This window comes from Acidobacteriota bacterium (assembly GCA_012517875.1).
In the GTDB taxonomy this organism is placed as follows: Bacteria; Acidobacteriota; JAAYUB01; order JAAYUB01; family JAAYUB01; genus JAAYUB01.
Window position 1 is genome coordinate 65,046 of record JAAYUB010000021.1, and the last position, 24,921, is coordinate 89,966.

Genomic DNA, 24,921 nt, shown 5'->3' on the forward strand with positions numbered 1-24,921 from the left:
AAGAAAACAGCATTTCCCTTGCGTCGTGACCAGTTTTTCCGCTTATAATGAGGGCACCGCTACCGAGAGGGCGTGCATGAAGAACCTGAGTGCCATCATCCTGGGCGGCGGCCAAGGCGCCCGGTTGTACCCGCTGACCAAGGACCGCTCCAAGCCCGCCGTCCCTCTAGCCGGCAAGTACCGCCTCATCGACATCCCCATCAGCAACTGCCTCAACTCGGACATCCGGCGGATCTTTGTTCTGACCCAGTTCAACTCCGAGTCGCTCAACCGGCACATCGCCCAGACCTACCATTTCGACATGTTCACCGACGGCTTCGTGGACATCCTGGCCGCCGAGCAGACCCACGAGTCGCGCGACTGGTTCCAGGGGACGGCCGATGCCGTGCGCAAGTGCTTCCGGCATTTTGACACGGGCCACACCAGCCACCTCCTCATCCTCTCGGGGGACCAGCTCTACCGCATGGACTACCGCGACTTTTTCCGCTTCCACCAGGAGAAGGGCGCCGACGTCACCGTGGCCATGATCCCCGTGCCCGAGGCGGACGTGCCCGGCTTCGGCATCATGAAGGTGGACCGGAACACCCGCATCGTGGACTTCGTCGAGAAGCCGCCTCTGGATCGGGCGGCGCCGCTGCGCCTCACGGCGGAGGAGATCGCGGCGATCCCCGAGAAGTACCACGCGGTGCTCAACGCCAAACCGTACCTGGCTTCCATGGGCATCTACCTGTTCAACACCGACGTGCTGGCCGAGCTGCTCCGCATCGAGCGGTTCAACGACTTCGGCAAAGACATCATCCCCCACGCCATCAAGAACCTGAACGTCTACGGTTATCCCTTCGACGGCTACTGGTCCGACATCGGGACCATCAAATCGTTCTACCAGGCCAACCTGGAGCTGACGAAGGCCAACCCGGAGTTCGAGATCTATGACGCCGCCTACCCCGTCTACACACACGCCCGCTTCCTGCCGTCTTCGAAAATCTTCCGCTGCCAGATCCACAGCTCCATCGTCTCGGAAGGGTGCGTGCTGAGCGGAGCGCTGGTCTGGAATTCCATCCTGGGCATCCGCTCGCGGGTGGGGAGCGGCACCGAGATCCGGGACTCCATGATCATGGGCGCCGACTATCTCGAAGACACGGCCATGCTCAACGAAAACCGCCGTCTGGGCCGGCCCGACATCGGCATCGGCAATTACTGCACCATCCGCCGGGCCATCCTGGACAAGAACGTCCGCATCGGCAACAACGTCCAGATCCTCAACAAGGACAACGCGCAGAACTTCGAGACCGACCAGTATGTGGTGTGCGACGGGATCGTGATCATCCCGAAGAACACCATGTTGCCGGACAACACCGTGATCTGAGCCGCCGGCGCGGACGCCGGCTGCTATCAAAGACCTCCGCGGCAAACAGATGCCGTGATCTTTAACAAGGAGATGTCCATGGATCCACGAGAGAAGAGCGGCAGCCAGCGCAACTGGCTCGAGAACATCCTGCTGAAAATTCCCGGCTTCAAAGGTTACCTGGAGAAGGAATACCGCCGGGAAACCGACCACTTGCTGCGGCAGTTTATCAGCCAGCGGCTGATGGAGGGGAAAAAAAGCCTCCGCAAGGCGACCCGGGCGGTGACCGATGCCGGCAAGGTCAAGCTACTGGGCGGGGTGACGCCGGTGAGCAATCTGCTGGACCAGGTGGAAAGCAAGATCCGCTACGCCAGCCACGGTTACAGCGGCTTCTTCGACGCCGTCAAGGTCCGGGAGGCCGAACTGGACCAGCTCTACGCCTTCGACCAGGCGGCCCTCCAGGACGTGGAAGAACTGGTGGCCGAGCTGGCCACGCTGCGCGGCCTGGCCAAGGACGCCGACGCATTTCAAGCGGTGCTGGACGGCTGCCGAGACCGGCTCGAAGCCTTGGACAGCCGGTGGAACGACCGCGAGAATTCCATTCGCGGCCTGGCCGGTGAGTGACCGAATCCGAACCGTAGAGGGATATCCACATGGCGCTTGAAATCATTCAGTATTTCGACAACACCGGCAAGGAGTTCGTCCACCGCTGGCCCGAGAGCGGCGGCTCGGCCGACATCAAGCTGGGCGCCCAGCTCATTGTGCAGGAGAACCAAGCCGCCGTCTTCTTCCGCGACGGCAAGGCGCTGGACACCTTCCTCACCGGGCGCCACACCCTGACCACCCAGAACATCCCGCTGCTCGGCGGGCTCATCGGCAAGCCGTTTGGCGGGACCTCGCCGTTCCGAGCCCAGGTCTACTTCGTCAGCCTGCAGACCTTCCTCGATTTCAAGTGGGGGACGAAGGAGCCCATCGTGTTCCGTGACAAGGAACTGGCCATGGTCCGGCTGCGCGCCTTCGGCAAGTACTCGTGCAAGGTGCGCGACCCGCGGGTGTTCGTGGCCGAGGTGGTGGGGACGCGGGGTGTGGTCACCACCGAGGGGATCGAGGATTACTTCCGCGACTTCATCGTCGCCCGCCTCAACGACGTCCTGGGCGAGAACCTCGAAAGCATCTTCGACTTGCCGAGCATCTATGACGAACTGGGCGTCGCCTGCAAGTCGCGCATCACCGACGATTTCAGCAAGTACGGCATCGAGCTGGTGGACTTTTTCATCACCGCCATCACGCCGCCCGAAGAAGTGCAGAAGATGATCGACGAGCGGGCCGGCATGGGCGCGGTGGGCGACATGGGCCGCTTCATGCAGTTCAAGGCCGCCAAGGCGATGGAAAAGGCCGCCGAGCAGGGCGGCGGTGAAGGTGGCGCCGGCGCCGGCATGGGCCTCGGCATGGGCGCCGGGTTCGGCATGATGATGCCCGGGATGATCTCTCAGGCGATGGCCGCCGGGCAGGCGGCAGGCGCCGCCCAAGGCGCTGCGGCGGCTGTGTGCCCGCACTGCAAGGCAGCGGCTGTGGCGCCGGGGGCGAAGTTCTGTTCCGCCTGCGGCCAGTCGGTCAGCCTGAATCCGTGCCCCAAGTGCAAGGCGGACAACCCGCCGGGCGGCAAGTTCTGCTCGGCATGCGGCGCGCCCCTGGCCGCCGCGCCGGTCAAATGCGCCTGCGGCTTCGAAAACCCGGGCGGGGCGAAGTTCTGCTCCGGCTGCGGCAAGCCGCTGGCCTGATCCGCCCGACGGAACCGGACTGTGAACATCGAGGCCGCCCCCGGAGGCGGCCTCGAATTATTTCCGTGCGCGCTTCGGTCCGCCGATTGGTATAATAATCGGCCATTGACGTGCGGAGAGGAACATCATGAGCGCGCAGAACCTGTACGATATCCTGGAAGAGCGGGGCTTCATCTACCAGTGCACCGACGAGCCGGCCCTGCGGGAGCTGTTCGGACAGGGGCGCTCCGTCACCGGCTACATCGGCTTTGACCCCACCGCGGACAGCCTCCATGTGGGCAGTCTGGTGCCCATCATGGCCCTGGTGCACATGCAGCGCGCCGGACACCGCCCCATCGTTCTCATCGGCGCCGGCACGTGCATGGTGGGTGACCCGAGCGGCAAGTGCGAGCTGCGCCAGATGATGACGCTGGAGCGGATCCGCGCCAACGGCGACGCCATGCAGCGGCAGCTGGCCCATTTCATCTCGTTTGACGCGGGCCGGGCATGTATGCTGAACAATGCCGACTGGCTGCTTCCGCTCAACTACATCGAATTCCTGCGCGACGTCGGCCGCCACTTCAGCGTGAACCGGATGCTTACCGCCGAGTCGTACCGGATCCGGCTCGAAACGGGCCTCACCTTCCTCGAGTTCAACTACCAGCTCCTGCAGGCGTACGACTTCTACGTGCTCATGCGCGACCACGACTGCCTCGTCCAGATGGGCGGGCAGGACCAGTGGGGGAACATTGTGGCCGGGACCGACCTGTGCCGGCGGATGCTCAACCGGCAGGCGTACGGCCTGACGTTCCCGCTGCTCATGAACGCCAGCGGCGAGAAGTTCGGCAAGACCGTCGCCGGCGCCGTGTGGCTGGCGGAGGCGCGGACCCCGGTGTTCGATTTCTACCAGTTTTGGCGCAACACCGAGGACGCCGATGTGACGCGCTTTCTCGGCCTGTTCACCCTGCTGCCCATGGACGAGGTGCGGCGCCTCGGGGCGCTGCAGCCGCCGCTGCTGAACCGGGCCAAGGAGATTCTCGCCTACGAGGCGACCGCGCTGGCCCACGGGCCGGAGAAGGCCCGTCAGGCCTACCTGTCGGCGGTGGGCCAGTTCGGCTCGGCCGACCCGGAGGGGTGCGTGGCCACCTCGTCGTCTGTCGCCGGCATTCGGGTCGAGGCCGCCGACATCATCCCGTCAACGACGCTGCCCCGGCAGCGTTTCATCGACGGTCTGGACATCGTCCAGGCGCTCGTCGAGACCGGGCTCGTGCCGTCCAAGGGCGAGGCCCGCCGCCTCGTCAGCCAAGGGGGGGTGACCGTCAACGACCGGAAGGTGGAGAGCGCCGCCCGTCGCCTCGGCGAGGCGGACCTGACGGACGGCGCCGTCGTCATCAAGCTGGGCAAAAAGCGCTTTCACCGCCTCGTTGCGGAGTAGGCGGCAGCCGGAGCCGGGGCGCGCGACAGCGCCCGATCAATCCAGCAACAGCCTGCCATTGTCCATCAGGAGCCGGCCGTCCAGCTCCACGGTGGGCGACTGGATGATGCCGTCCAGATGGATGGGGACGTTGACCATGCCGCCCATGGAGACGTTGTTGCCGAAGGCGATGTGGATCGTGCCCATCACCTTCTCATCTTCCAGGATGTTGCCGATGATCCGTGCGGCGTCGTTGGTGCCCACGCCGAACTCGGCGACGGTGTAGGCATCGGGACCCACGGCGCGGAGCAGTCCGTCGAGCTTGCGTGCGGCCTCGCGACCGGTGATGGTGGTGGCGATACCACCATTCACGGCGATCTGGATGGTCTCGCCCATGGCCAGCAGGTTGCCCACGCCGGCCATGGAGCCGTCCACCACCACGACGCCCGCGGCGGTCCCTTCGAGCGGGCGCATGTACGACTCGCCCGACGGCAGATTGCCGAAGGCGCCCGGCTGGTGGATGAGTCCGGTGGAGGAGATCGCGTTCACCCCCTCGATGGAAAACGACAGGTCAGTTCCCGCGGCGGTGGTTACGCGCACCCGGTGGCCGTCGTTGAGCAGCCGGGTGACCCGCTCGGTTCGCTCGGCGATGGCGTAGTAGTCGGCGGCCAGGCACCGGATCATGGTCTCTTCCAGAATGCCCGGCATGGTGGCCACCCGCGCTCCGGCGCGACACGCCTCGCGGCGGGCATCGGTGTGGGTGAGCGACTTGCTGGTGGCGGCCACCACGGCCGGGAAGCCCTTCATCAGTTCGGCCAGCGCCGGCGGCGGCTCCTGGCCGTTGCGTTCCATGGCCGGCATCTCGGTGTACACGGCGTAGGCGCCGATCTTCCGGGCGGCCGTGAGCAGGGCCATCCCGATGCGGTGGCACGTGGGGTCGGTCAGGATCAGCACGCGTTCGTCCGGATTCAGCAGCAGGCAGTCCCGCAGGGCGATGAGGGCGGATCGGCTCAGTCCGGTTCTGGGGGCCATGGTTCCTCCAAGTGAGAATGTCGGGGCGACGGGGCGGCCGGCGCAGGCGACCGGGCGTCAGTCGAAATCGAAGGGTTTCGGCGGCGGGGTGTCATCCCCTTCGGTCTGCTTCTGCGCCTCGCGGAATTTTTTCTCGAGCATGTCCTTGCGCTTCTTTTCCTGCTCGAAGGCCTGCTCGAAGAGGTTCTCCTTGCGGCGGTCCCAGTCCCGGGCGTTTGCCATCGCCGAGTCGAACGATTCAACCTCCCGCTTTTCGTGCTTTTTCGACAGCAGCACCTCGCCCGTCTCGCGGTCCACGGTGAGGCGGGACTGGCAGTGCGGGCACTGCACCTCGATGGTGTGATCGGGCGGCTGGCTCATGGGTTGCTCCCGGGATAGGTTTTGGCGCCGTCTGGACCGCTATTATATAATGGCACATTGGATGACTCAAGCCAACGGGGGCGTCCGCATGAATGCCGTAGATCTCAGCCGTCTGATGCGCTGCCGCCGCAGTGTGCGCGGGTACGACACCCGGCCCGTGGAGCCGGAGAAAGTGGCGTTGCTGCTCAAGGCCGCTCAGTGGGCGCCGTCGTCGTGCAACCTGCAGCCGTGGCACGTCGTGGCCGTGGACCGGTCGGAGCTGATCGGGGAGCTGGCCACCGCCGCGCCGGTGGGCACACGCGTCAACAAGTGGATGGACACCGCGCCGCTGGTGCTGGTGCTGTGCGCCCGGCCGCACCCGCTGATCCACCAGGCGGCGGGGTGGATCGATCGCGACTGCCATCGCCTTGACATCGGCATCGTGGGCGAGCACATCTGCCTCATGGCCACCGCCTTGGGCCTGGGCAGCTGCTGGATCGGCTGGTTCTCCGAGGGCCGGGTGCGAGAGCTGTTGGCGGTGCCCGCCAGCCACCAGATCCTGGCTCTCATCGTCATCGGCTACCCCGCGGGCGGCGTCCGGATGGACGAGCCGGTGGAGGTGGAGCGCCGGCGCAAGCCCCTGGCCGAGATTGCGTCGGTGAACCAATTTGGAGATCCCTACCATGAACCTGAAACCGATTAGATTACTGGCCTGGGGACTGGCCGTGCTGGTTGCCGCTGTCCCCGCCGCGGCCGCCGACAAGGCGGGCCTGACCTTCCGTCTGGAGACCAGAGCCGGCGGCGCCGGCGTCGAGACCCGCGATACGAGCCGGATCTATTGGTTTGACGGGCGATGGAAGGAGGAGGCCGAGACCGCCGCGGTCATCATCGATTTGCGGGACGACCGGCTGGTGCTGATGGATCGCGAAGGACAGACCTGGTGCGGCGGTCCGGTGGACGCCATGCTGGCGGAAATGGAGCGCGAAATCACCCGGCTGGCGGCGCGGGTCCGGGACACGTACGGCCCGCAGCCGGAGCCGCCCGTCTCCGCAGCCCCGGCGCCGCCGGCACGGCTGGAGGAGGTGGGGCGCGAGCGGGTAGGGGGGCGCCCGGCACGTCACTTTAAGCTCTGGCTCGGCGACAGCCTGGAGGGCGAATATTGGCTCGACGAGGCGATCCGTCCGGGGGACTACTTTCCTGCCGAAAGGCTCCGGCAAGTGGTGGCGCGCTTCCACGCGGTGACGGCCATCTTCGAGCGGGAGCTCCGGAGCGCGGCGCGCAACGCGCGCGAGCAGGCGATCCAGGAGGCGCTGGGTACGCTGTTTCTGCAGGGGCTGGAGCTTCAGTCGGTGGATTACCGCGCCGGCCGGACGATGAGTGGAAAGAAGGTGACCGAGGTCAGCGAGTGGGCGGGAGATGCCGCGGCCTTCCAGGTTCCGGCTGACTACCGCCGGATCTCCTACCGCGAGTTCCTCGACGCGTCCCTCCCGTCGGGCAAGGAGGTGCTGGAAAACAGTCGGTGAGTTGGTGAGCAGTGAACAGTGAACGGTGAACAGAGATAGGAGATAGGAGATCAGGGGAGCAAGGTGAGTCGAAGTCGTGAGACGTACTCGTAATCGTGATCGTAATTTGTAATCGTGATCGTGATCGTAATCGAGGCTCAAGCCTCAAGCCTCGAGCCCCGATTACGATTACGGATTGCGAGTATGGACGCGAATGGTGCCGGGGTGGGTGGAGATGACGGAGACGGGAGAAAAAATGGCGGAGGAGGTGGGATTCGAACCCACGTGCCCCGGTTTTGCCGGGGCAAGTCGATTTCGCGTCGACCCCGTTACGACCACTTCGGTACTCCTCCGCGGATGGGGACCATCCAAAGACCGACCGCCCGAAAGCGGGACGCCGAGTATAGCAAACCCCGCTCCGGACGTCCACCCCAAAGGTGGCCCCAGTCGGTCGGAGCTCCACGGCGCGCGCGGGAGGTGAATCCATGCAGCGGGTGAGTTTCCGGATCGTCGCCGACTGCGGCATGCCCCTCCAGGAGCAGATCAAGAACCAGATCATCTCGTCGCTCTACACCGGCAAGATCCAGGAGGGCGATCCGCTGCCGTCGGTGCGGGAGCTGGCGGAGCTGGCCGCGGTCAATCCCAAGACCATCCTCAAGATCTACCGCGCCCTGCAGGTCGAGGGCTACGTCCAGATGGTGCGCAGCAAGGGGGTTTTTGTCCGCAAGCTCGCCGGCGAGGATTTCACCCAGCGCCGCCGCGGGGCGATCATGAACCTCATCAAGACGACGCTGGAGAAATCCCACCTGCTCGGCGTGCCCCACGAGCAGTTCGCCCACCTGCTGCTGCGCTACACCACCGGCGTCGGGCTCCATCCGCTGCGCTGCGCTGTGGTGGACGACGCCGAGGAAATCGAAGTGTTCACCGCCGAGCTCCAGCGCCGGCTGGACATCGTCATTCATCCGGTGCTCCTCGAGAATCTGGAACGGGAGCTGGCGCCCGCCAACACCGCCATCCGCGCCGTGCCGTATGTGCTCACCACCTCCTGGCACATCGCCGCGGTGCGCCCTTTGGCCGCCGCGCTGGGGAAGCGGCTGCTGGAGATCAAGATCAATCCCGGCGTCTTCGGCGAGATCGCCCAGGTGATGCGCGAGCGGAACGTGGGCGTGGTGGTCCGCGACATGCGCACCCTCCACACCTCGTTCGACGTCTTTGCCAAGATCTTCCGGCCGGCCACCGACAAGCAGTTTCTCATCGCCCCGGTCGACAACACCGCACTGCTGGAGCGGATCGCCCGCGAGTCGGACATCGTGTTCACCTCGCCGCTGTGCTGGGAGGCGGTGCGCCGCATCACCCCCGCCGGTGTGGATCTCCGCACCTTCCAGGATTTCATCTCCGGTGAGTTCATCGAGACGCTGCGCATCCTCCAGCTCTTCGAGGACGCCGCGTCCGGGGAGGCGTCATGACCGGGCGGGAAGCCGGCGATCCGGGACGGGCACCGGTCGTCGACTGGCGGGCCGCACCGAAGGCGGAAACCCACGTCCACCTCGAGGGGAGCGTGGACGCGTCGCTGTTGCAGATGCTCCACCGCCGTCATGGCCTTCCGTGGGCGGAGCGCCCGCCGGAATCGATCTGCGCGGAGCTGGCCTTCAGCGATTTTCACGGGTTCCTCGACGCCTACAAGGCCGTCATTCAAGCGATCCACAGTGAGGACGACTTCCGCGACATCACCGCCGCGTTTTTCGGCCGGCTGCAGCGCGACGGGGTGGTCCATTGCGAATTTTTCCACACGCCCGCCGCGTGCATGAAGTACGGTCTGGATCCCGACCGGGCGCTGGCGGCCATCCTGGAGACCGCCGCCGACGAGGGGCGGGCGCGGGGGATCAGCTGGGGCGTGGTGCTGGACAACGTGCGGCAGTTCCCCGAGGAATACTTCCATCGCACGCTGGAACTGGCGTGCCGCCACCAGAGCCGGGGTGTCGTCGGCATCGGCGTGGGCGGCGACGAGACCGCAGCGCCGCTTGAGCCGCTGACGCCGGCATTTCAGGCGGCGCGGGAACGCGGTCTCCGCATCTCCTTGCACACGGGCGAGACCGGCTCGGCCGAGAGCATGCTGCGGGATCTGCGGGCGGCCCGGCCACACCGGATCGGCCACGGCCTGCCTGCCGGGCGGTCGGAGCGCGTGGCCGAACTGGTGACGGCGCTCGGCGCGGTGATCGACGTCTGCCCCACGAGCAACCGGGCCACGGGAGTGGTCCCGGACCTGGCGGCGCACCCGCTCCGGACGATGTACGCGTGGGGCGTGCCGCTGACCGTGGCCACCGACGACCCGGCTCTGTTTCAAACGGATCTGGTGCGGGAATACGAACTGGTGGCGGAGTTGATTCCGGATGCCAATCTGGCCGAGCGCCTGGCCGGGTGGCAGACGGCCAATCCCCTTCTGCCGGAGCGCGCGCAGCGACAGTTCGCGGAATTCTTCAATCTGGACTCTCGTTCGCGCGGGGGGCGCGGGGTCAATCCAGTCCGATGAACCGGACCTGATCCATGCGCGGTTGACCAAGGATCCGTCGGCGAAACAACGGACTGCATCAAGCAGAAATCCTGCGAAACCGAGTTGGATGGAGAAAGGATGCGGTCGCCAGGGAGACGGACTGATCCAGGTCGACCCGGCGCCATGGAGAGAATAACAGCGTCCGCCGCAGACAATCAGCACACGAGCTGCGATTCGCGCTTTTTCCGGCGGCGCGGGTTGAGTGCGCGGAGCCCGAACTTCTCGTATTTGTAGTTGAATATCCGGTAGGTGACTCGAAGGGAGCGGGCGGCGCGCAGCTTCACCCAGTTAGTCCGATCGAGGGCGTCGAGCATGAGGAGTTTTTCGAACTCCTTGACCCGTTCGTGGAAAGTAAGGTCTGTTTTTTCAACGAGTTGGTTCATTCGATCTCGCACGAATCCTCCCGCGGCGGCGCTGTCAACACTCGATCAGCACCATGGTGATGTCGTCCGCGTGGGACGGGTGCCGTTGGACGACGGGCTGACTGAGCACGTCCAGTAAATCCGGCTGATTACTATACGCAAGCGCTTGCATCTGGTTTCGGAATTCGGCGAAGGCGGCGCCGTCCTCGTCCAGGTCTGTGAGGCCGTCGGTGTAGAGCAAGATGCGATCGCCGGTCTGAATGGAGATCTCGTTGTCGACATAAGCGGCGTCGTGGAATAGGCCGATGGCCGGACCGGTGATGTCTGACTCCAGAAACCGCTGCTCGGCGGTGCGCAGGAAGAGGGGGAATGGGTGACCGGCGCTGGCGAAGGTCAGGCGCAGCGGCTCGGGCTGGAAAATACCGTAGAAGGCGGTGAAAAATGTCCGCCCCTTCAGGATCGGGATGAACGACCGATTGATGATCTCCAGCAGGGTGGACGGATTTCCGCAGGCGGGCGCGGCGGTGGTGAACGCCATCTTGAGCATCGCCATCATCATGGCGGAGCTGACGCCGTGCCCGGCGGCGTCGGCGATGATGACGCCGAGCGCGCCGCCCGACAGAAGCTGGTAGTCGTAGTAGTCGCCGCCCACGTTGCCGCCGGGGATGTAGCGGGCGCTGATCCGGAAGCGGTCGGTGGCCATAGTGGTGGCGGGGAGAAGGTTGATCTGGAGGGAGCGGGCCATCTCCGTGTCATACTGGATTCGCTTGCGGAACGCATACTGGTCCAGCGCCTTGCGCACCAGCAGGAGAAGCTCCTCGGGATCGAACGGCTTGGTGATGTAGTGGAACGCCCCCATCTTGAGCGCCTCGACAGCCACCTTCTCGGAGCCGTGGGCGGTGAGCATGATCACCTGGATGTCCGGGTCCGCGGCCAGGGCGCGACGTTGCACCTCAACGCCGTTGATCTTGGGCATCCGCAGGTCGGTGATGAGCACGCGGCAGCCTTTTTCCGCCAGGAAGGCCAGCCCCTCTTTCGGATCGGTGAATGTGGCGATGCTGGTGTAATGTTTCTCGAGGATCGCCTTGATCGTGTAGAGCACGGGAAACTCGTCGTCGATGACCAGCAAATCGGCACGTTTCATCGCGAATTGACCCCCTTGGCCTCCAGGACGGGAAAGCGGACCTCGAACACAGCACCGGCGCCGTCGGCGCTCGACCCGACGGCGATGGCGCCATCGTGTTCCTCCACAATGCTCCGGGCGATGGCCAGACCCAGTCCGGTGCCGGACTCCTTGTTGGAGAAGAAGGGTTCGAAGATCTTCTCCCGCAACTCGGCGGGGATGCCCGGGCCGGTGTCCGTGACGCGGATGCCGGCCGCCTCGAAGGCGCCGGCCGCGTCGTCAAGGAACGACTCCACCAGCACCCGGCCGCCGGGCGGCGTGGCGTCCAGGGCGTTCTGGAGCAGGTTGATGAGCACCTGCTTGACCTTCTCGAAGTCGGCCGTCAGTCGGATCGCTTCACGGCCCGGCCGGAATTCCAGGTTGACGCGGCGCTTGCGGCTCTCCTCCGCATAGAGGTCCACCGCGTCCTGGATGCACGCGTTGAGGTCCATCAGATCCTTGGCGAGCTCCATGGGCCGGGCGAAACGCACCAGCTCCGAGACCACGTTCTGCAGGCGGTTCACCTCGGCATTGAGCACCTTCATGTGCTGGGCGCGCGGGTCGCCGCCGTCGAAGCTGTCGCTCACCAGTTGGCCGAGGCCCTTGATGGCGACCAGGGGATTGCGGATCTCGTGGGCGATGTTGGCGGCCATCTGCCCGATCAGGGCCAGCCGCTTCTGGTGGTGCATGGTCTGCATGAACGCCTGTTCCTTCTCCCGGGCCCGGGCGTTCTCCAGAGCGATGGCCGCGTTGTTGCACAGAATCCCGAGGAAGTTGATGTCCTCGTACGAGAAGAGCTCGCCGGACAGCTTGGCTTTCAGCAGCAGGATGCCCAGCAGCCGGTCGCGCGACAACAGCGGGGCGATCACCGAAGCTTCCAGTGACCGCAGAAGGGCGATCTCCTCGGGGGGCAGGGCGAGAAAGCGCCGGTGGTTGAGCCGGTCGAACAGCTCGATGGGGTCCCGCTTGTCCATCAGCCAGTGGACCACCTGCCACGACGCGGGAATCTGGACCGAGCGGAAATCCTCGATCTCGGGGTTGCGGGCCGCGGCGCATTCGAACACCTCGGCCTCACCGCTGCGGAGGAAGAAGTAGCCGCCTTTCAGGTATGCCACGGCGGAGATCTTGTTCAGGCTCAGGTCGATGACCGTGGGGATGTCCATCGTGTAGTTCAGCTGCCGGGACGTCTCGAGGATGGTTTCGCGATAGTTGATGTGGGCCCGGTAGAAGACGCGGTCCAACAGCTTGGCGATGGAGGCCTTCAGCGGCTCGATCAGGAACGCCGCCGCCAGCAGAAACAGGATCATGAGCCACATGGGGCCGATCTTGAGATATCGCTGCAGGTCGTCGCCGTACCAGACCAGGAGCAGGAAGTAGAGGAACAGGATGACGCCCGAGACCAGGGTATAGGCGATGCTCTTCTTCAGGACGATGTCGGCGTAGAACACGCGTTTGCGTACAAAGTCGAACAGGAGGGTCAGGCCGAACAGCGCCGCGGCCAGGATTGCGAGGGCGGTGCCTGTCGACAGCCGCGTTTCGGGGAAGAGGCTCTCCGTGGCGAAACCGGCAGCCGGCAGGACCGTGCCGGCGATGAGGCCGAAGTACAGGATGTTGGCGGAGGTGCGCTCGTGCGGCTGGCGCTGCGACTGGAACGCGACGAGGCTGACTGCGATGAGCCCGACGCTGACCGCCAGGGCAGCCAGCCGGGCGGCGGTTTCCAGCACGGTCAGGCCAGGCGAGACGTCGCCAGCCTCCGGCGGGATGACGCCGGCGCCGCCGAACCACGCCGCGCCGGCAGCGGCCAGCAGCGCCGCACCGGCCAGGACCAGCACGCGGGGATTGGCGATCACCGGCACGCGGACGGGATGGTGGGCGATCAGGACGAGCAGCACCACGGGCAGCGCCAGGGCGCCCGGCAGCGCCCACCCGACCAGTCCGGCCAGCGGGGGGAAGGTCAGCGTCCAGCCCAGCAGCAGCAGGCTGGCCATCCCGAAGTAGACCAGCGACTGCAGGAGGCTGAGGAGCGGGTTGGGATAGCGAACGAGCAGGAAGATCGAGATGAGCCCACCCACCAAGCCGAAGAGCAGCCCCAGCAACGTTGCCGGGTGGCGCGCCTCCCACAGCGACAGTTGGACGGTCAGGTCCGCCCAGTTGAAGTCGTCCGCCGTGCGGATGTTCAGGGAGTACGTGGCGCCGAAACCGAGCCGGTTGAGCTTGTGCAGCACCTGCGTGCGGTTGAAGACCGGCTGCTGGTCGATGCTCAGGACCTGGTCGCCCACGGTCAGGCGGTCGGCGAGCGAGGGGTGGACGGCGCTGACGAACACGCCGTATTTTTCCACCAGGTTCGTCCGGAGGCGGTCCATCTCGGCGGGCGACAGCGTGACGAGCTGCAGCCGACCCGTCTGGAGCACCAGCAGGGTCGAGGGGCCGTCGCGGTATGCCAGCTGTGCGCGGATTTCCTCGGCGCGGCCGCTCTGGACGATCCGACCGTTGATGTTGAGAATGCGGTCTCCGGGCCGGAGCGGCGTGAGAATCGGGGCGGATTCCACCTGCAGGGCCAGGTTGTCGGGGTTGAACACAGGGCCCGCCGCGACCAGATCGCCCAGCGTGGCCCGGAGCTGGTAGGTCTTGCCGCTGCGGCGCACGCTGACGTTGACCATGTCCGTTGGGGCGATCTGGCGCCGGATCTCCACCCAATCCTGCGGGCGGACGATGGGCTGGCGGTTAACGGACAGGATGATGTCGCCCGTTTGCAGCGGCAGGCCGGCGGAACCCCTGAGCACGCAGCGATAGTGGTTTTCCACGTCGAAGCCGGGGGTCGGCGTCCGGTTCAGGATGGATGCGGCATACAGCAGAAGAGCCAGCACGGCCACAGACAGGCCGAACGCCGCCAGCTTGAGCATTCGCCAGTGCCAACCGAATTCGGCGGGTGATGCGATCATGCGCTCTCGTCTATTGGGGCCGCTGGCGCGGGGCGCATCCGGCCCGGGGGTCATTCCACCAGCTGGGCGCTGAGTTGCTTGACGTCCTGGTAGAGTGGGGCGCGCTTGTCGCCGTCCTGCAGCACGTTCAGGCAGCGCGCCACCAGCTGGCGCGCCTCATCTTTCTGCGCCGTGGCCGCGGCGATCTTGGCTTTCAGCAACAGGCTGGGCGCGTGGTTGGGATTGATGGAGAGGTTCTGGTTGATGACGTCCCGCGCCAGATCGATCTGGCCCGAAGCCAGGTAGGCCTCAGCGAGCGCCCAACGGGCGAAGATAGCGCGGTGCGGTATGGCGATCGCATCGGATACCTTGCGGAACAGCTCGATGGCTGTGCTGAAGTTGCCCAGCGAGGTGTTCATCCGGCCCACCAGATAATCATAGAGGGGATCGCCCTTGTATCTCGACATGCTGTTCGCGTCTTTAGGATCGGTGCTCTGACGGGTAGCAATCAGCTTCTGCCAGGCGTCCAGCAGTTTGCGCAGCTCGTCCATCCGGCCGGACTGCAGGTTGGAGATTCCCAGCGCGTAATAGGCCAGCGGGGAGCGCGGCGCCAGCTCCAGTGCGGCCTGGGCTTTTTTCAACGCTTTGTCGTACTCGCCCTTGTGGTGATGGATTTCGGCCATCTGCAGGAGCGCGGTGGTCTTCGCATCGCTGCTGGTGGCCCGTTCCCACATCTTCTGGGCGTACTTCATGGCTCGGGTGTGCTGGCCCTTGGCGTTGAGCACCTGGATCATGTGTTCGTGGACGTAGTCCAGGTTGGGATCCAGGTCCAGGGCGTCCTGGAACTGGGCGATGGCCTCGTCGTACCGGCCGGTCATCAGGTAGATCTCGCCGAGGCTGTCATGCGGGTTGGGATGGTCCGGGTACAACTTGGCGTACATTTCCAAGTGCTTGATCGCCAAGTCGTACTTGTAGATGTACGTGTACGTATAGCCCAGCAGGTTGTGCGCCTGGCCCATGTAGGGAGCCAGCTCCAGCGCCCGCTCAAAGCACTCGGCGGCGAGCGTTTGCTTGTTGATGGTGGTGTAGAAGAGCCCGGCCACATAGAACGGCACCGGGTCGCTGCCGTTTTGAACCATGAGTTCCTTGAGCTTGAGATGGGTCTCCTGAACCTGCTCCTTGCCCATGCGCCATTTCTGGGGTAACCGGAGCCAGATCTGCTCGGCCGGCGGGGCGCCGGGCATCAGGGCGTCCACCCGGGCCTTGTAACGGCGGGCTTCATCGTCCATGCCCCGGAATTCCATCACATTGGCCATGAAATAGTTGGTCATGAGATGGTCCGGGTTCAGTTGCAGGGCCTGCCGGAGTGTGTTTTCCGCCGCCTCGAACCGTCGTTCCACGTTGTATTCGAAGTGGAGGTGGATGAGCCGGTACACCTGGTCGCGGGTTTGCGGTGTCATGGTCCGGCCGCCGGTTTCCACCTTGACCCGCGTGGGCGTTGCGGGCACGGCGGCCAGGCAGAGTATCAAAAGCAAACTGAAGCATATTCCACGACGCATAACGTCTCCTCGACGCTGATACATACTCCTACGGAGTGTCGAGTTGGATGTTTCGGCCGGGCGATGGATTTTTCTCATCAACAACCGACTCGGCCCACCCACCATCTCGATGATATAATTATACGTTATCACCCAGTGAGCCACCGTCATGAATCGGACCGAACCCCTAGTTGACCCGAACCGGCGCGCCGAGCTCTTCCCGGTGACGCGGCGGTGGATCTACCTCAACCACGCCGCCGTGGGTCCGTTGCCGGCCTACGTGCTGGACGCCGCCCGCCACTATCTTGAGGCGATCTCGCGGGATGGCGACCACCACTGGCAGGAAACCCTCCAGGTGGTGGAGGATGCCCGCACGCTCCTCGCCGAGCTTGTCGGGGCCCGGCCAGAGGAGATCGCATTCACCCGGAACGCCTCCGAGGGGATCAGCGTGCTGGCCAACGGCCTGGACTGGCAGCCGGGCGACAACGTGGTCCTGCCGGCCATCGAGTTTCCCGCCAACGTGTTTCCCTGGCAGAACCTGGCCCGCCGGGGCGTGGATGTCCGGTACGTCCCGCTCCGGGACGGACGCTGCGAGGCGGCGGACATCATCGCCCGAATGGACGGGCGCACGCGGGTGGTTTCGGTGAGTTCGGTCCAGTTCTTCAACGGTTTTCGTCTGGATCTGGCGCCCCTGGGCGCGTTCTGCCGCGACCGCGGAGTGTTATTCTGCGTGGATGCCATCCAGCAACTGGGCGCGCTGCCACTTGATGTGGGCAGCGGGAGCGTGGACTTCCTCGCCTGCGGCGGGCACAAGTGGCTGATGTCCGGCGAGGGCATCGGGTTCCTCTACTGCCGGGCGGAACTGCTGGACCGGCTCCATCCGGCCGCAGTGGGGTGGATGGGCGTGCGCGACTGGGAGCACATGCTCAACTACCGGCTGGAGTTTCCCCCGGCGGCCCGGCGGTTTGAGACCGGCAACCTGTCGGCGTTCGGCGTGCACAACCTGAAAGCCGCGGTGGGCCACTACCTCCGGCTGGGACCGGCGGCCGTGGCCGCCCGTATCCTGACCCTGGCGGAACTGACGGCCGAAGCGGCCGGACAGCGGGGCTGGACGGTGCTCTCGCCCGACGGACCGGCGCGTTCGGGGATCGTGTCGTTCCGCGTGCCCGGCTGCGATGCCGTCGACCTGGTGGCGCGGCTGTCGGCGGCCGGCGTCCAAGCGGCGGTCCGCAACGGCGCCGTCCGCATGTCGCCCCATTTTTACAACACCGCCGAAGAGGTGGCCGAGGCGTTCATCCGCCTGGACCGGATCGTCAAATCAACCGACGGAAGGTGATCATATGAAATTGCTGACATCCGCGCAGATGCGTGAAGTGGATCGCCGCACCACCACAGAGATCGGCATCCCCGGCACCACCCTCATGGAGAACGCCGGCATTGCCGTCGTGCAGGTCCTGGAGGAGGAGTTCGACAAGCTCGACTCGTTCCACATCGGTGTGATCTGCGGCCGGGGCAACAACGGCGGCGACGGCTTCGTGATCGCCCGGCACCTGTTCCTGCGAGGGATCACGCCCCACGTCTACGTCATCGGCGGCGCCGACGGGATCACGGGCGACGCCCGGGTCAACCTGGAAATCATCCGGAATTACCGGGACATCCCCATCGCAGAAGTCACCGCGTCGGACGACCTCGAATCGCTCCGCCAGGATCTGCAGTCGTTCCATCTCGTTGTGGACGCACTCCTCGGCACCGGCCTCAACCAGCCGGCGGAGGGGCTCCAGGCCGACGTCATCCGCGCCGTCAACGATTCACCGGCGACCGTGGTGGCCGTGGACCTACCCTCGGGCCTGTTCGCCGACGAATACCGCCCGGTGGAAACCGCGGTGTTCGCCGACCTCACTGTGACCTTCACCGCGCCCAAGCCGGGCCTGATCCTGGGCGACGCCGGCGTTTACACGGGGGATCTGTACACGGTGTCCATCGGCACACCGGATTTCCTGCTCGATGTTCCGGAACACGCCCTGAACCTGCTGTCGGCCGACGACGTGCGCGGCTTCTTCCTGCCCCGCAAGAAGGACACCCACAAGGGCAACTTCGGCCACATTCTGGTGGTCGGCGGCGGGCGCGGCAAGACCGGCGCCGTGAAACTGGCCGGACTGGCGGCGCTCCGCAGCGGCGCCGGCCTGGTGACCATCGCCGTGCCGGCCGCGCTGGCCGCCGTGGCCGCAGGCGACGTCCCCGAGCTGATGGTGGAAGCGCTGCCGGGCGGCGACGACGGGTGTTTCAGCCCGGCCGCCGCCGGCCGCATCCTGGAGCTGCTCAAGACGCGCGACGTGCTGGTGATTGGGCCCGGTCTCGGATGCCAACCCGATTCCGTCGCCCTGATTCGGGACCTGCTGCCCCAACTGGAGGTCCCCGTGATCCTGGACGCCGACGCCCTCAACTGCCTGGCGGAAGATCCCGAGCTGCTCAAGCGGATCCAGGTCTCGGCGGTGCTGACGCCGCACCCCGGCGAGATGGCCCGGCTGGTGGCCCGCCGCACGGGCGAGGTGCAGGAAAACCGCGAGATGATCGCCCAGGATTTCGCCCGCAAGTACGGGCATTACCTCATCCTCAAGGGACATCGGACCGTGGCCGCCGATCCGGACGGCCAGGTCTGGATCAACCCCACCGGTAATCCGGGCATGGCCACAGCCGGCTCCGGGGATGTGCTCTCCGGCATCCTGGGCGCCTTCTGTGCCCGGATCAACCACCAGAACCCGGAGGCGTGGGCGCTGGCGTGCAACGCGGCGGTCTACGTCCACGGCCTGGCGGGGGACCTGGCCACCGAGAAACTGAGCGAGGAGTCGGTCATCGCCCGCGACATCGTCCGGTTCATCTGCCCCGCCATCCGGCGGATCCGCGAATCGTGAGCCGGACGCGGTTCATCACTGAATCGGAGGCGGAGACCTTCGCCTTGGGCCGGGCGCTGGCGCGGCGGCTGGCGCTGCCGGCCACCGTCCTGTTTTTCGGAGAGCTGGGCGCGGGGAAGACCGTCTTCATCCGGGGGATGTGCCGCGAGCTGGACGTGTCGCCGGCCGACGTGCGCAGCCCCTCCTTCACCCTCGTCAACGAGTACCGCGGCCGCTGCCGCGTCGCGCACGTCGATTTGTACCGGCTGAGCGGACCGGCCGACCTCGAGTCCATCGGGTATCACGATCTGGACGAGACGGCCGACCTGCTGCTGGTTGAATGGGCCGAGCGGCTCGAGGCGGCGCAGCCGGGGGCGGTGGAAGTCCGGATGGAACATCTCGGCGACGACCGTCGCCGGGTGACCATCGTCAACGGCCCCGACGGTGTCGCCGCCGAGACGACCTGAGGCGGACCGGGCGCGGGCGGCGCGTCAGTGATACCAGCGGAACAGCACGTCGCCGTGGTGGATGCGCGTCAGGCACTCGGTGTACGCGTTGGCCTGGTAGCGGAGCAGCAGGGGAAAGGCCCGGTCGCGCTGGAAGCAATACGTACGGCCCAGGCTGTCGGTGGCCGCGAGCGCAGGCACCGACCGGCCATCGACGGTCATCGTCGTTTCCCCCGTTTGCCGCAGCCAGCTTGGATAGCGCTGGATCTGGAGCTTGGCCTGCCGTCCCCCTTCCAGTTCGTCATACACCGCGGCGCTGAGCACGAGGAGCGTACCGTCCAGCGGCAGCTCCCGTCCGTTCTCCAGGACGACGCTGCGGTAATAGCGGCGAGATTCCGCCAGCACCCTGGCCGGGACGACGAAGGCGCCCAGGCGGAACGCCTCCTCCCACTCCACCCGCCACTCCGGCGCGACGGCGCGGATCCGGAACACCGTCCGGGTTCCTGACTGGGCGTTCAACCCGGCCACCTGGCCCGTGTACTCCAGCACCATGGGCGCGGCGAGCGCAATGCGGTCGGTCGTTGGCCCGGCGGGGCAGGCGACGGCTGGAGCCAGCCCGGCGAACAACAGGGCGGCGACGGAGCGGAGCGTGATCCTCATGATTCCACGGCCTCCTCGGCGAACACCCGCCGGAAGATCGCATCGACGTGGCGCAGCTGGTGCTCGAGGCTGAAGTGGCGGGCGATCTCGGCCTCCGACAGGTGGCGCCGGATGTCGGCGTCGGCCAGGACCAGCGCCTGGAAGTCGCCGCCGGTCTCCCACGCGCGCATGGCCGCCCGCTGGATCCAGGCGTAGGCGGTTTCGCGCAGGACACCCCGTTCGGTAAGCGCCAACAGCAGCTGACCCGAGTAGATGAGCCCGCGGGTCAACGCGAGATTGCGCCGCATGGCCTCCGGATAGACGTGCAGGCCGGCGACGATGCCCGTCAGGGTGCGGAGCATGTAGTGGACCAGGGTGGTGCTGTCGGGCAGGATGATCCGCTCCACCGAAGAGTGGGAGATGTCCCGCTCGTGCCACAGCGCCTGGTCCTCGAGGGCGGCCAGCACGTGACTGCGGACCACCCGGGCCAGACCGCAAATCTGCTCGCACCTGACCGGATTGCGCTTGTGCGGCATCGCCGACGAGCCCTTCTGCCCGGTGCGGAACGGCTCCTCCGCCTCGCGCACCTCGGTCCGTTGGAGGTGGCGGATCTCGAGGGCGATCTGTTCGAGAGTGCCGGCCAGAACGCCGAGGGTGGAGAGGAACTGGGCGTGACGGTCGCGCTGCAGCACCTGGGTGCTGATGGGCGCATGGTCGATCCCGAGCTCCGCGCAGACTTCGGCTTCGATCTCCGGGTTCAGGTGGGCGAAGGTGCCCACCGCGCCGGAGATCTTGCCGCAGACCACTCCGCGGCCGGCCAGATCGAGAAAGGGCCGCTGGCGCTGCAGCTCGGCGTACCAGAGGGCGAACTTGAGGCCGAGGGTGGTGGGCTCGGCATGGACCCCGTGGGTGCGGCCGATGACGGGGAGGGTTTTGTGGCGGAAAGCCATCGTCTTGAGTGCGGCGGCCAGCGCGTCGGTCTCGGTGCGGATCGCCGCCACCGCCTCCCGGAGCACCAGCGCCTGGGCGGTGTCCACCACGTCGGTGGAGGTGAGTCCGTAGTGGAAGAAGCGGGAGTGCTCGCCCACCTGTTCGGCCACCGCCGTGGTGAACGCGATCACGTCGTGATGGGTGACGGCTTCGATCTCCTGGATGCGCGGGATCGAGAACGCGGCCTTCGCCTCGATGGCCGCGACCGCCTCCGCCGGGATCATACCGCGCCGGCCCAGCGCCCGACAGACGGCCAGTTCCACCTGCAGCCAGCTGTCGAACTTGCGTTCCTCGCTCCAGATCCTGGCCATCTCCGGGGTGGTGTAGCGGGGAATCATGGGCGCGCCTCCTTCAGTCGATGGTAATCAGCGGGGTGGGCCGGTCCTGGTCGGCGACGATGATCTCGAACGCGTCGGCGCGGGCTGCCGTGCGCTCCGCCAGCGCGTCCCGGACGTTCTGGCGGGCGATCTCGGGGTGGTTGTTCTTCCGGCTCAGATGCGCCAGCACGATGGTGGCGGCGGCGCCATCGAAGTCCTGGGCCAGAAACCGGCCGAGATCCCGGTTGCTCAGGTGGCCCACCCGGCTCAGGACGCGCTGCTTGAGCGGCCAGGGATAGGGGCCTATTTTGAGCATCTCCTCGTCGTGGTTGGACTCGATGACCAGGCAGTGGGACTGCCGGATCCGCTGGCGGACCAGCTCCGTCATGCAGCCCAGATCGGTGACGTGCGCCAATTGGACGCCCCGGCAGCGGATGATGAAGCCGCAGGGGTCCACGGCGTCATGGGAGACGGCGAAGGGGATGACCTCAAGGGGCCCGACACCGAACGGCTGCCCGACCTGGAAGTGCTCCGCGGGGGCTTCCGTGCCGTTCAGCGCGGTGCCGGCGGCGGTGCCTGGGGACAGGAATACGGGCACCGGCGCGGATTTGAGGAAGACCGGCAGTCCGCCGATGTGGTCCCGGTGCTCGTGGCTGATCAGGATCCCGGACAGGCGATCGGGGCGGATGCCCGCCTCCCGCAGACCGTGGCTGATGCGCCGGGCATTGAGCCCGCAGTCGATGAGGATGTGGCAGTCCCCCGAGGAAACGAGGGTGCAGTTGCCGCCGCTGCCGCTGCCAAGGAGACGTACTTTCAACATGGTGTCGGCGCCTGGGTGGTCATCTCAAGCGTGCCAAATTATCACACCCGTCAGGGGCGCGCAAGGCACATTCCGCGGTGCGGCCGGCCTGCGCCCGGAGCCGCTCAGCGAGGCGGCGGCGGTGCGGCGGGCTCCGCTGGCGGCACCAGCCCGGCCGCGTGGCGGCGATCCTCCAGCGTCAGGATCACCCGCGGCGCCGCGGGGTGATCCGTGTGCACGACCAGGTGCGTCGGCGGCTGCATGGGGAGTGTGGTTTCCAAATCCAGGCGGAACGTGATTTTCTGGACGTGGACCGGTTTCCCCCCCGCGGTGCGTTCCAGGGGCCGGGCGACCGCCGATAGCCAGGGCGGCGTCTCGACACGGGTGACGGTGAACGGCACGCTGTCCCACAGGTAGACCACCCGCTCCGGCGGGCTGCTCTGGGCGAAATCGAGCAGGTCCAGATAGCGGGTGGACGGCTGGATGGGCCCCGTGACCAGGCCGCGCACCGGCACACGCACCCGCTCCTCCGCCTTTCCCGAAAACACCAGCTCCACCCATTCGTCCAGCATCACTTCGGCCTCCGCCACTTGGAGCCGGACGGACACGCGGTAGTGGCGGTCGTCCACGGGCGTGAAGGCAGCCGTGACGGTTGGGGAGGATCCGCTCACCGACTGGAGCGCGTGGACGTCGTCGTCGTTGATCGCGACGGCCAGCTCCGCGGTCGCGCCGTTGACATGCTCTTTCGGCGCCATGCTGAAACTCAGGATGTCCGGTGAGACATCGAGGCGGGTGTACGCGTCGCCAACGATGTAGAACGCGGCGCGCGGCTGACGCGGGTCGTCGGTCACCAGCCAGACGCCGTCGTAAAATGAGCCCCGCTTGTCGCGGACGTCCAGCACGATTTCCAGCGACGTGGATTCCTGCGGCGCCAGCCGGTTGGCGCCCAGGCTGAAGCGGGCGCACTCGCACATGGGCTCGACCTCGAGGATATTCAGCGGGGCGGTACCGGTATTGGCGATGGTGAAGGTGTGGACGATCGGCGGTCCGGCGGCGGAGATGCGGCCCGCGTCGTAATAGCGGTCGGTGGCGGTGAGCATCGGTCCTGCGGCGGCGGGCGCGACCGGCGCCTGGGCGGCCAGCGCGCAGCCCAGCCATCCGGCCAGACCGATTCGGATCACCTGGACAGCGAGCGAGCGGTTCATGACACGGACATTGTAACCCGGACCGGATGAGGCGCGAAGCAGTTTCCATTGTGAGGCGGCCCGTCCGGCGGCGGGCGAAAACAACCGGCTTCTTCAGCCTCCCTGAAACCGCAGGCCCGGCAAAGGGTTTGCAAAAGCCGTCGAGATGAAAAATCCCAGATGGCCCGACTCATTGCTGTCAAATCACCGTATGTCGGGTCCGGCTCATGCGCCAAGTCCTGGGTTCCCTGAACATGAGTGCCAATAATCAGAGCCCGATCCGCACCCTGCTGCCAGTTTAGGCCGCTGAATCTGGAGCGTAAATCAGAGATTTCCTGATAACGGCCTTCAAATATCCTGATGTCCGCTGCCGCGGGGCAGCGATTGGCCGCCGGGCGGGTCAGAGCGGCGCGCGGCCTTCGCGGATCGCGTACTTGGTCAGCTCGGCGATGCAGTGCAGATTGAGTTTGGCCATGATCGGCAGCCGGTACGAGTCAACGGTCTTGTCGCTCACGCAGAGGATACCGGCGATTTCCTTCGTGATTTTGCCTTCCGCGATGAGTTGCAGCATTTCCAACTCGCGCGGGGTGAGGGGTTGGGGCGGAGCCGGATCGGCGGCAAATTCCTTGCCGTCGTCCTCGACGACAGTGAGCACCTGCCCGTGCTCCTGTCGCAGCAACACCCGGATCCGGCGGGCGCCCGCGTGCTTGATGGCGTTTACCAGCGGCTCCCGCACACCCTGGAACAGCAGAGCCCGCTTCTCGATGGTCGACGGTTCGGGCTTGGGGTCGGAATCGAGCGTGATGGCGAGACCCGACTGCTGGTTCAGGTGCTCCACCAGCCAGTCGGTGGCGGCTTCAAGCCCCAGCCGATCGAGGACGGGCGGGCTGATTTCGGCGATGGCGTCGGGATGGCCCAGCAGCGTCCGGATCAGCGTTGGGAAATCAGCCGCGGCCGCCGGCGGGGGTCGGATTCCAGTTCCGGAAATTTCAGTCGGTCGACGGCCATCCGGTGTCGTGCCTCAGACGAGGAATTTCTGGACATCCCCATGGGGCGCCGGGATGATCACCGCAGCCACGAACAGGCCGGTATGGGCGATGGCCGCCTCCCCGGCCTGGATCGCCGCCTCGACGTCGGCGACCGATCCGGTCAGAGTCAGGACCGCCTTGCCGCCGATGCCGTTGGCGAGGCGGATCTCGATGAGGTCCACGGCGGCGGCCTTGGCGGCCGCGTCGCCGGCAAGGATGCCCGTCAGGGCCGAGTAGCTTTCCAGCACGCCCACCGCGGCCAGCGCGGCGATGGCGGCGGTGCCGGTGAGCGCGGGAAACACCTGCGGGTGCGCGTTGGGGATGATGAATTCGTCGACGACGGCGCCCGGCGCGGCGGCTTTGCCGGTGGCAATGGCGGCCTCGACGCTGGACACCTCGCCGTGAACGAGGGTCATGTACTTGCCCGGACAGATGCTCTTCGACGCGAACAGCTCCACCGCGGCCGCCTTGGCCATGGCGTCGGCGGCGAAGATGCCGCGGGCGATGCTGTTGAACTCCAGGGCTCCGATGGCGCTGGCAATCATGCGATGTCTCCTCCACGGGATCTTCGGGCGCGGGGCGGGGCGGTGGCGATGACCACGACGTCGTCCGCGCGGACCACCGTTCCGGCGGCGGGCGCGTGCACGTGGGCGCCCAGGGCGCCGGCCGGGACCCGGCCGACGGCCTGCGCCGCGGCCACC

Annotated in this window: 24 protein-coding genes and 1 tRNA gene; 11 read left to right on the top strand and 14 right to left on the bottom strand. The window is 66.3% G+C overall.

Annotated elements, in window-relative coordinates; genetic code table 11:
- Positions 1-76 precede the first annotated feature (76 nt).
- From GX414_02895 to GX414_02910, 4 genes are all read left to right on the top strand, one after another.
- The gene (locus tag GX414_02895) at positions 77-1,366 is read left to right on the top strand and encodes a glucose-1-phosphate adenylyltransferase (GenBank protein NLI46036.1); all 1,290 of its coding nucleotides are present in this window, start codon (positions 77-79) and stop codon (positions 1,364-1,366) included.
- A gap of 78 nt (positions 1,367-1,444) precedes the next feature.
- On the top strand, positions 1,445-1,969 hold the full coding sequence (locus GX414_02900; GenBank protein NLI46037.1) for a hypothetical protein: 525 nt from the start codon (positions 1,445-1,447) through the stop codon (positions 1,967-1,969).
- 29 nt (positions 1,970-1,998) lie between these two features.
- The gene (locus GX414_02905) at positions 1,999-3,126 is read left to right on the top strand and encodes an SPFH domain-containing protein (GenBank protein NLI46038.1); all 1,128 of its coding nucleotides are present in this window, start codon (positions 1,999-2,001) and stop codon (positions 3,124-3,126) included.
- Positions 3,127-3,268: 142 nt separating this feature from the next.
- On the top strand, positions 3,269-4,540 hold the full coding sequence (locus GX414_02910) for a tyrosine--tRNA ligase (GenBank protein ID NLI46039.1): 1,272 nt from the start codon (positions 3,269-3,271) through the stop codon (positions 4,538-4,540).
- A gap of 36 nt (positions 4,541-4,576) precedes the next feature.
- Here GX414_02910 and GX414_02915 read toward each other — a convergent pair whose 3' ends face one another.
- Together GX414_02915 and GX414_02920 are read right to left on the bottom strand one after the other, a co-directional pair.
- On the bottom strand, positions 4,577-5,551 hold the full coding sequence (locus tag GX414_02915) for an aminopeptidase (protein NLI46040.1): 975 nt from the start codon (positions 5,549-5,551) through the stop codon (positions 4,577-4,579).
- 57 nt (positions 5,552-5,608) lie between these two features.
- The gene (locus GX414_02920; GenBank protein ID NLI46041.1) at positions 5,609-5,911 is read right to left on the bottom strand and encodes a hypothetical protein; all 303 of its coding nucleotides are present in this window, start codon (positions 5,909-5,911) and stop codon (positions 5,609-5,611) included.
- An 88-nt stretch (positions 5,912-5,999) separates the two neighbouring features.
- Between GX414_02920 and GX414_02925 the strand changes: the two genes are divergently transcribed.
- On the top strand, positions 6,000-6,593 hold the full coding sequence (locus GX414_02925; GenBank protein NLI46042.1) for a nitroreductase: 594 nt from the start codon (positions 6,000-6,002) through the stop codon (positions 6,591-6,593).
- Positions 6,574-7,413, top strand: a complete 840-nt coding sequence (locus tag GX414_02930; protein NLI46043.1) for a hypothetical protein — start codon at positions 6,574-6,576, stop codon at positions 7,411-7,413. Before GX414_02925 ends, GX414_02930 begins: the two co-directional genes overlap by 20 nt.
- A 236-nt stretch (positions 7,414-7,649) precedes the next feature.
- Here GX414_02930 and GX414_02935 read toward each other — a convergent pair.
- Positions 7,650-7,745, bottom strand: a tRNA-Ser gene (locus GX414_02935).
- A gap of 132 nt (positions 7,746-7,877) precedes the next feature.
- On the opposite strand from GX414_02935, the gene GX414_02940 reads away from it, so the two are divergent.
- On the top strand, positions 7,878-8,858 hold the full coding sequence (locus tag GX414_02940) for a GntR family transcriptional regulator (protein NLI46044.1): 981 nt from the start codon (positions 7,878-7,880) through the stop codon (positions 8,856-8,858).
- On the top strand, positions 8,855-9,922 hold the full coding sequence (locus GX414_02945) for an adenosine deaminase (protein ID NLI46045.1): 1,068 nt from the start codon (positions 8,855-8,857) through the stop codon (positions 9,920-9,922). The genes GX414_02940 and GX414_02945 overlap by 4 nt, the downstream gene beginning before the upstream one ends.
- A 176-nt stretch (positions 9,923-10,098) precedes the next feature.
- Here GX414_02945 and GX414_02950 read toward each other — a convergent pair whose 3' ends face one another.
- The 4 genes from GX414_02950 to GX414_02965 are packed head-to-tail and all read right to left on the bottom strand — an operon-like array spanning position 10,099 to position 15,947.
- Entirely contained in the window at positions 10,099-10,326 is a 228-nt protein-coding gene (locus GX414_02950) for a hypothetical protein (protein NLI46046.1), read from the bottom strand.
- A gap of 34 nt (positions 10,327-10,360) precedes the next feature.
- Entirely contained in the window at positions 10,361-11,449 is a 1,089-nt protein-coding gene (locus GX414_02955; GenBank protein NLI46047.1) for a response regulator, read from the bottom strand.
- Entirely contained in the window at positions 11,446-14,409 is a 2,964-nt protein-coding gene (locus GX414_02960; protein NLI46048.1) for a GAF domain-containing protein, read from the bottom strand. The genes GX414_02955 and GX414_02960 overlap by 4 nt, the downstream gene beginning before the upstream one ends.
- Before the next feature lie 50 nt (positions 14,410-14,459).
- Entirely contained in the window at positions 14,460-15,947 is a 1,488-nt protein-coding gene (locus GX414_02965) for a tetratricopeptide repeat protein (protein NLI46049.1), read from the bottom strand.
- 148 nt (positions 15,948-16,095) lie between these two features.
- Between GX414_02965 and GX414_02970 the strand changes: the two genes are divergently transcribed.
- The 3 genes from GX414_02970 to tsaE are packed head-to-tail and all read left to right on the top strand — an operon-like array spanning position 16,096 to position 19,284.
- Positions 16,096-17,262, top strand: a complete 1,167-nt coding sequence (locus GX414_02970; protein ID NLI46050.1) for an aminotransferase class V-fold PLP-dependent enzyme — start codon at positions 16,096-16,098, stop codon at positions 17,260-17,262.
- Positions 17,263-17,266: 4 nt separating this feature from the next.
- A complete protein-coding gene (locus tag GX414_02975; GenBank protein ID NLI46051.1) occupies positions 17,267-18,838 on the top strand; it encodes an NAD(P)H-hydrate dehydratase in 1,572 nt (523 codons plus the stop codon).
- Positions 18,835-19,284 (top strand): tRNA (adenosine(37)-N6)-threonylcarbamoyltransferase complex ATPase subunit type 1 TsaE, encoded by a 450-nt coding sequence (tsaE, locus tag GX414_02980; GenBank protein NLI46052.1) that lies wholly within the window; start codon positions 18,835-18,837, stop codon positions 19,282-19,284. The genes GX414_02975 and tsaE overlap by 4 nt, the downstream gene beginning before the upstream one ends.
- A gap of 24 nt (positions 19,285-19,308) precedes the next feature.
- Here tsaE and GX414_02985 read toward each other — a convergent pair whose 3' ends face one another.
- The 7 genes from GX414_02985 to GX414_03015 all read right to left on the bottom strand — a co-directional run.
- Positions 19,309-19,923, bottom strand: coding sequence for a hypothetical protein (locus GX414_02985; protein NLI46053.1), 615 nt, complete (start codon positions 19,921-19,923; stop codon positions 19,309-19,311).
- Entirely contained in the window at positions 19,920-21,230 is a 1,311-nt protein-coding gene (locus GX414_02990; GenBank protein ID NLI46054.1) for an adenylosuccinate lyase, read from the bottom strand. Before GX414_02990 ends, GX414_02985 begins: the two co-directional genes overlap by 4 nt.
- A 13-nt stretch (positions 21,231-21,243) precedes the next feature.
- On the bottom strand, positions 21,244-22,029 hold the full coding sequence (locus GX414_02995; GenBank protein ID NLI46055.1) for an MBL fold metallo-hydrolase: 786 nt from the start codon (positions 22,027-22,029) through the stop codon (positions 21,244-21,246).
- 104 nt (positions 22,030-22,133) lie between these two features.
- Complete coding sequence (locus GX414_03000; protein ID NLI46056.1) at positions 22,134-23,213, bottom strand: DUF1573 domain-containing protein; 1,080 nt, start codon at positions 23,211-23,213, stop codon at positions 22,134-22,136.
- Positions 23,214-23,592: 379 nt separating this feature from the next.
- Entirely contained in the window at positions 23,593-23,763 is a 171-nt protein-coding gene (locus tag GX414_03005; GenBank protein ID NLI46057.1) for a helix-turn-helix transcriptional regulator, read from the bottom strand.
- A gap of 450 nt (positions 23,764-24,213) precedes the next feature.
- Positions 24,214-24,762, bottom strand: coding sequence for a BMC domain-containing protein (locus GX414_03010; protein NLI46058.1), 549 nt, complete (start codon positions 24,760-24,762; stop codon positions 24,214-24,216).
- Positions 24,762-24,921, bottom strand: a 160-nt coding sequence (locus GX414_03015) for a hypothetical protein (GenBank protein ID NLI46059.1), incomplete at its 5' end; no start/stop codon positions are given. The genes GX414_03015 and GX414_03010, both read right to left, overlap by 1 nt.

Excerpts from the sequence above, each read along its gene's own strand:
- GX414_02895 (NLI46036.1), top strand. The coding sequence starts at position 77 with ATGAAGAACCTGAGTGCCATCATCCTGGGCGGCGGCCAAGGCGCCCGG.
- GX414_02900 (NLI46037.1), top strand. The coding sequence starts at position 1,445 with ATGGATCCACGAGAGAAGAGCGGCAGCCAGCGCAACTGGCTCGAGAAC.
- GX414_02905 (NLI46038.1), top strand. The coding sequence starts at position 1,999 with ATGGCGCTTGAAATCATTCAGTATTTCGACAACACCGGCAAGGAGTTC.
- GX414_02915 (NLI46040.1), bottom strand. The coding sequence starts at position 5,551 with ATGGCCCCCAGAACCGGACTGAGCCGATCCGCCCTCATCGCCCTGCGG.
- GX414_02920 (NLI46041.1), bottom strand. The coding sequence starts at position 5,911 with ATGAGCCAGCCGCCCGATCACACCATCGAGGTGCAGTGCCCGCACTGC.
- GX414_02925 (NLI46042.1), top strand. The coding sequence starts at position 6,000 with ATGAATGCCGTAGATCTCAGCCGTCTGATGCGCTGCCGCCGCAGTGTG.
- GX414_02930 (NLI46043.1), top strand. The coding sequence starts at position 6,574 with ATGAACCTGAAACCGATTAGATTACTGGCCTGGGGACTGGCCGTGCTG.
- GX414_02940 (NLI46044.1), top strand. The coding sequence starts at position 7,878 with ATGCAGCGGGTGAGTTTCCGGATCGTCGCCGACTGCGGCATGCCCCTC.
- GX414_02945 (NLI46045.1), top strand. The coding sequence starts at position 8,855 with ATGACCGGGCGGGAAGCCGGCGATCCGGGACGGGCACCGGTCGTCGAC.
- GX414_02950 (NLI46046.1), bottom strand. The coding sequence starts at position 10,326 with ATGAACCAACTCGTTGAAAAAACAGACCTTACTTTCCACGAACGGGTC.
- GX414_02955 (NLI46047.1), bottom strand. The coding sequence starts at position 11,449 with ATGAAACGTGCCGATTTGCTGGTCATCGACGACGAGTTTCCCGTGCTC.
- GX414_02960 (NLI46048.1), bottom strand. The coding sequence starts at position 14,409 with ATGATCGCATCACCCGCCGAATTCGGTTGGCACTGGCGAATGCTCAAG.
- GX414_02965 (NLI46049.1), bottom strand. The coding sequence starts at position 15,947 with ATGCGTCGTGGAATATGCTTCAGTTTGCTTTTGATACTCTGCCTGGCC.
- GX414_02970 (NLI46050.1), top strand. The coding sequence starts at position 16,096 with ATGAATCGGACCGAACCCCTAGTTGACCCGAACCGGCGCGCCGAGCTC.
- GX414_02975 (NLI46051.1), top strand. The coding sequence starts at position 17,267 with ATGAAATTGCTGACATCCGCGCAGATGCGTGAAGTGGATCGCCGCACC.
- GX414_02985 (NLI46053.1), bottom strand. The coding sequence starts at position 19,923 with ATGAGGATCACGCTCCGCTCCGTCGCCGCCCTGTTGTTCGCCGGGCTG.
- GX414_02990 (NLI46054.1), bottom strand. The coding sequence starts at position 21,230 with ATGATTCCCCGCTACACCACCCCGGAGATGGCCAGGATCTGGAGCGAG.
- GX414_02995 (NLI46055.1), bottom strand. The coding sequence starts at position 22,029 with ATGTTGAAAGTACGTCTCCTTGGCAGCGGCAGCGGCGGCAACTGCACC.
- GX414_03000 (NLI46056.1), bottom strand. The coding sequence starts at position 23,213 with ATGAACCGCTCGCTCGCTGTCCAGGTGATCCGAATCGGTCTGGCCGGA.
- GX414_03005 (NLI46057.1), bottom strand. The coding sequence starts at position 23,763 with ATGCTGCAACTCATCGCGGAAGGCAAAATCACGAAGGAAATCGCCGGT.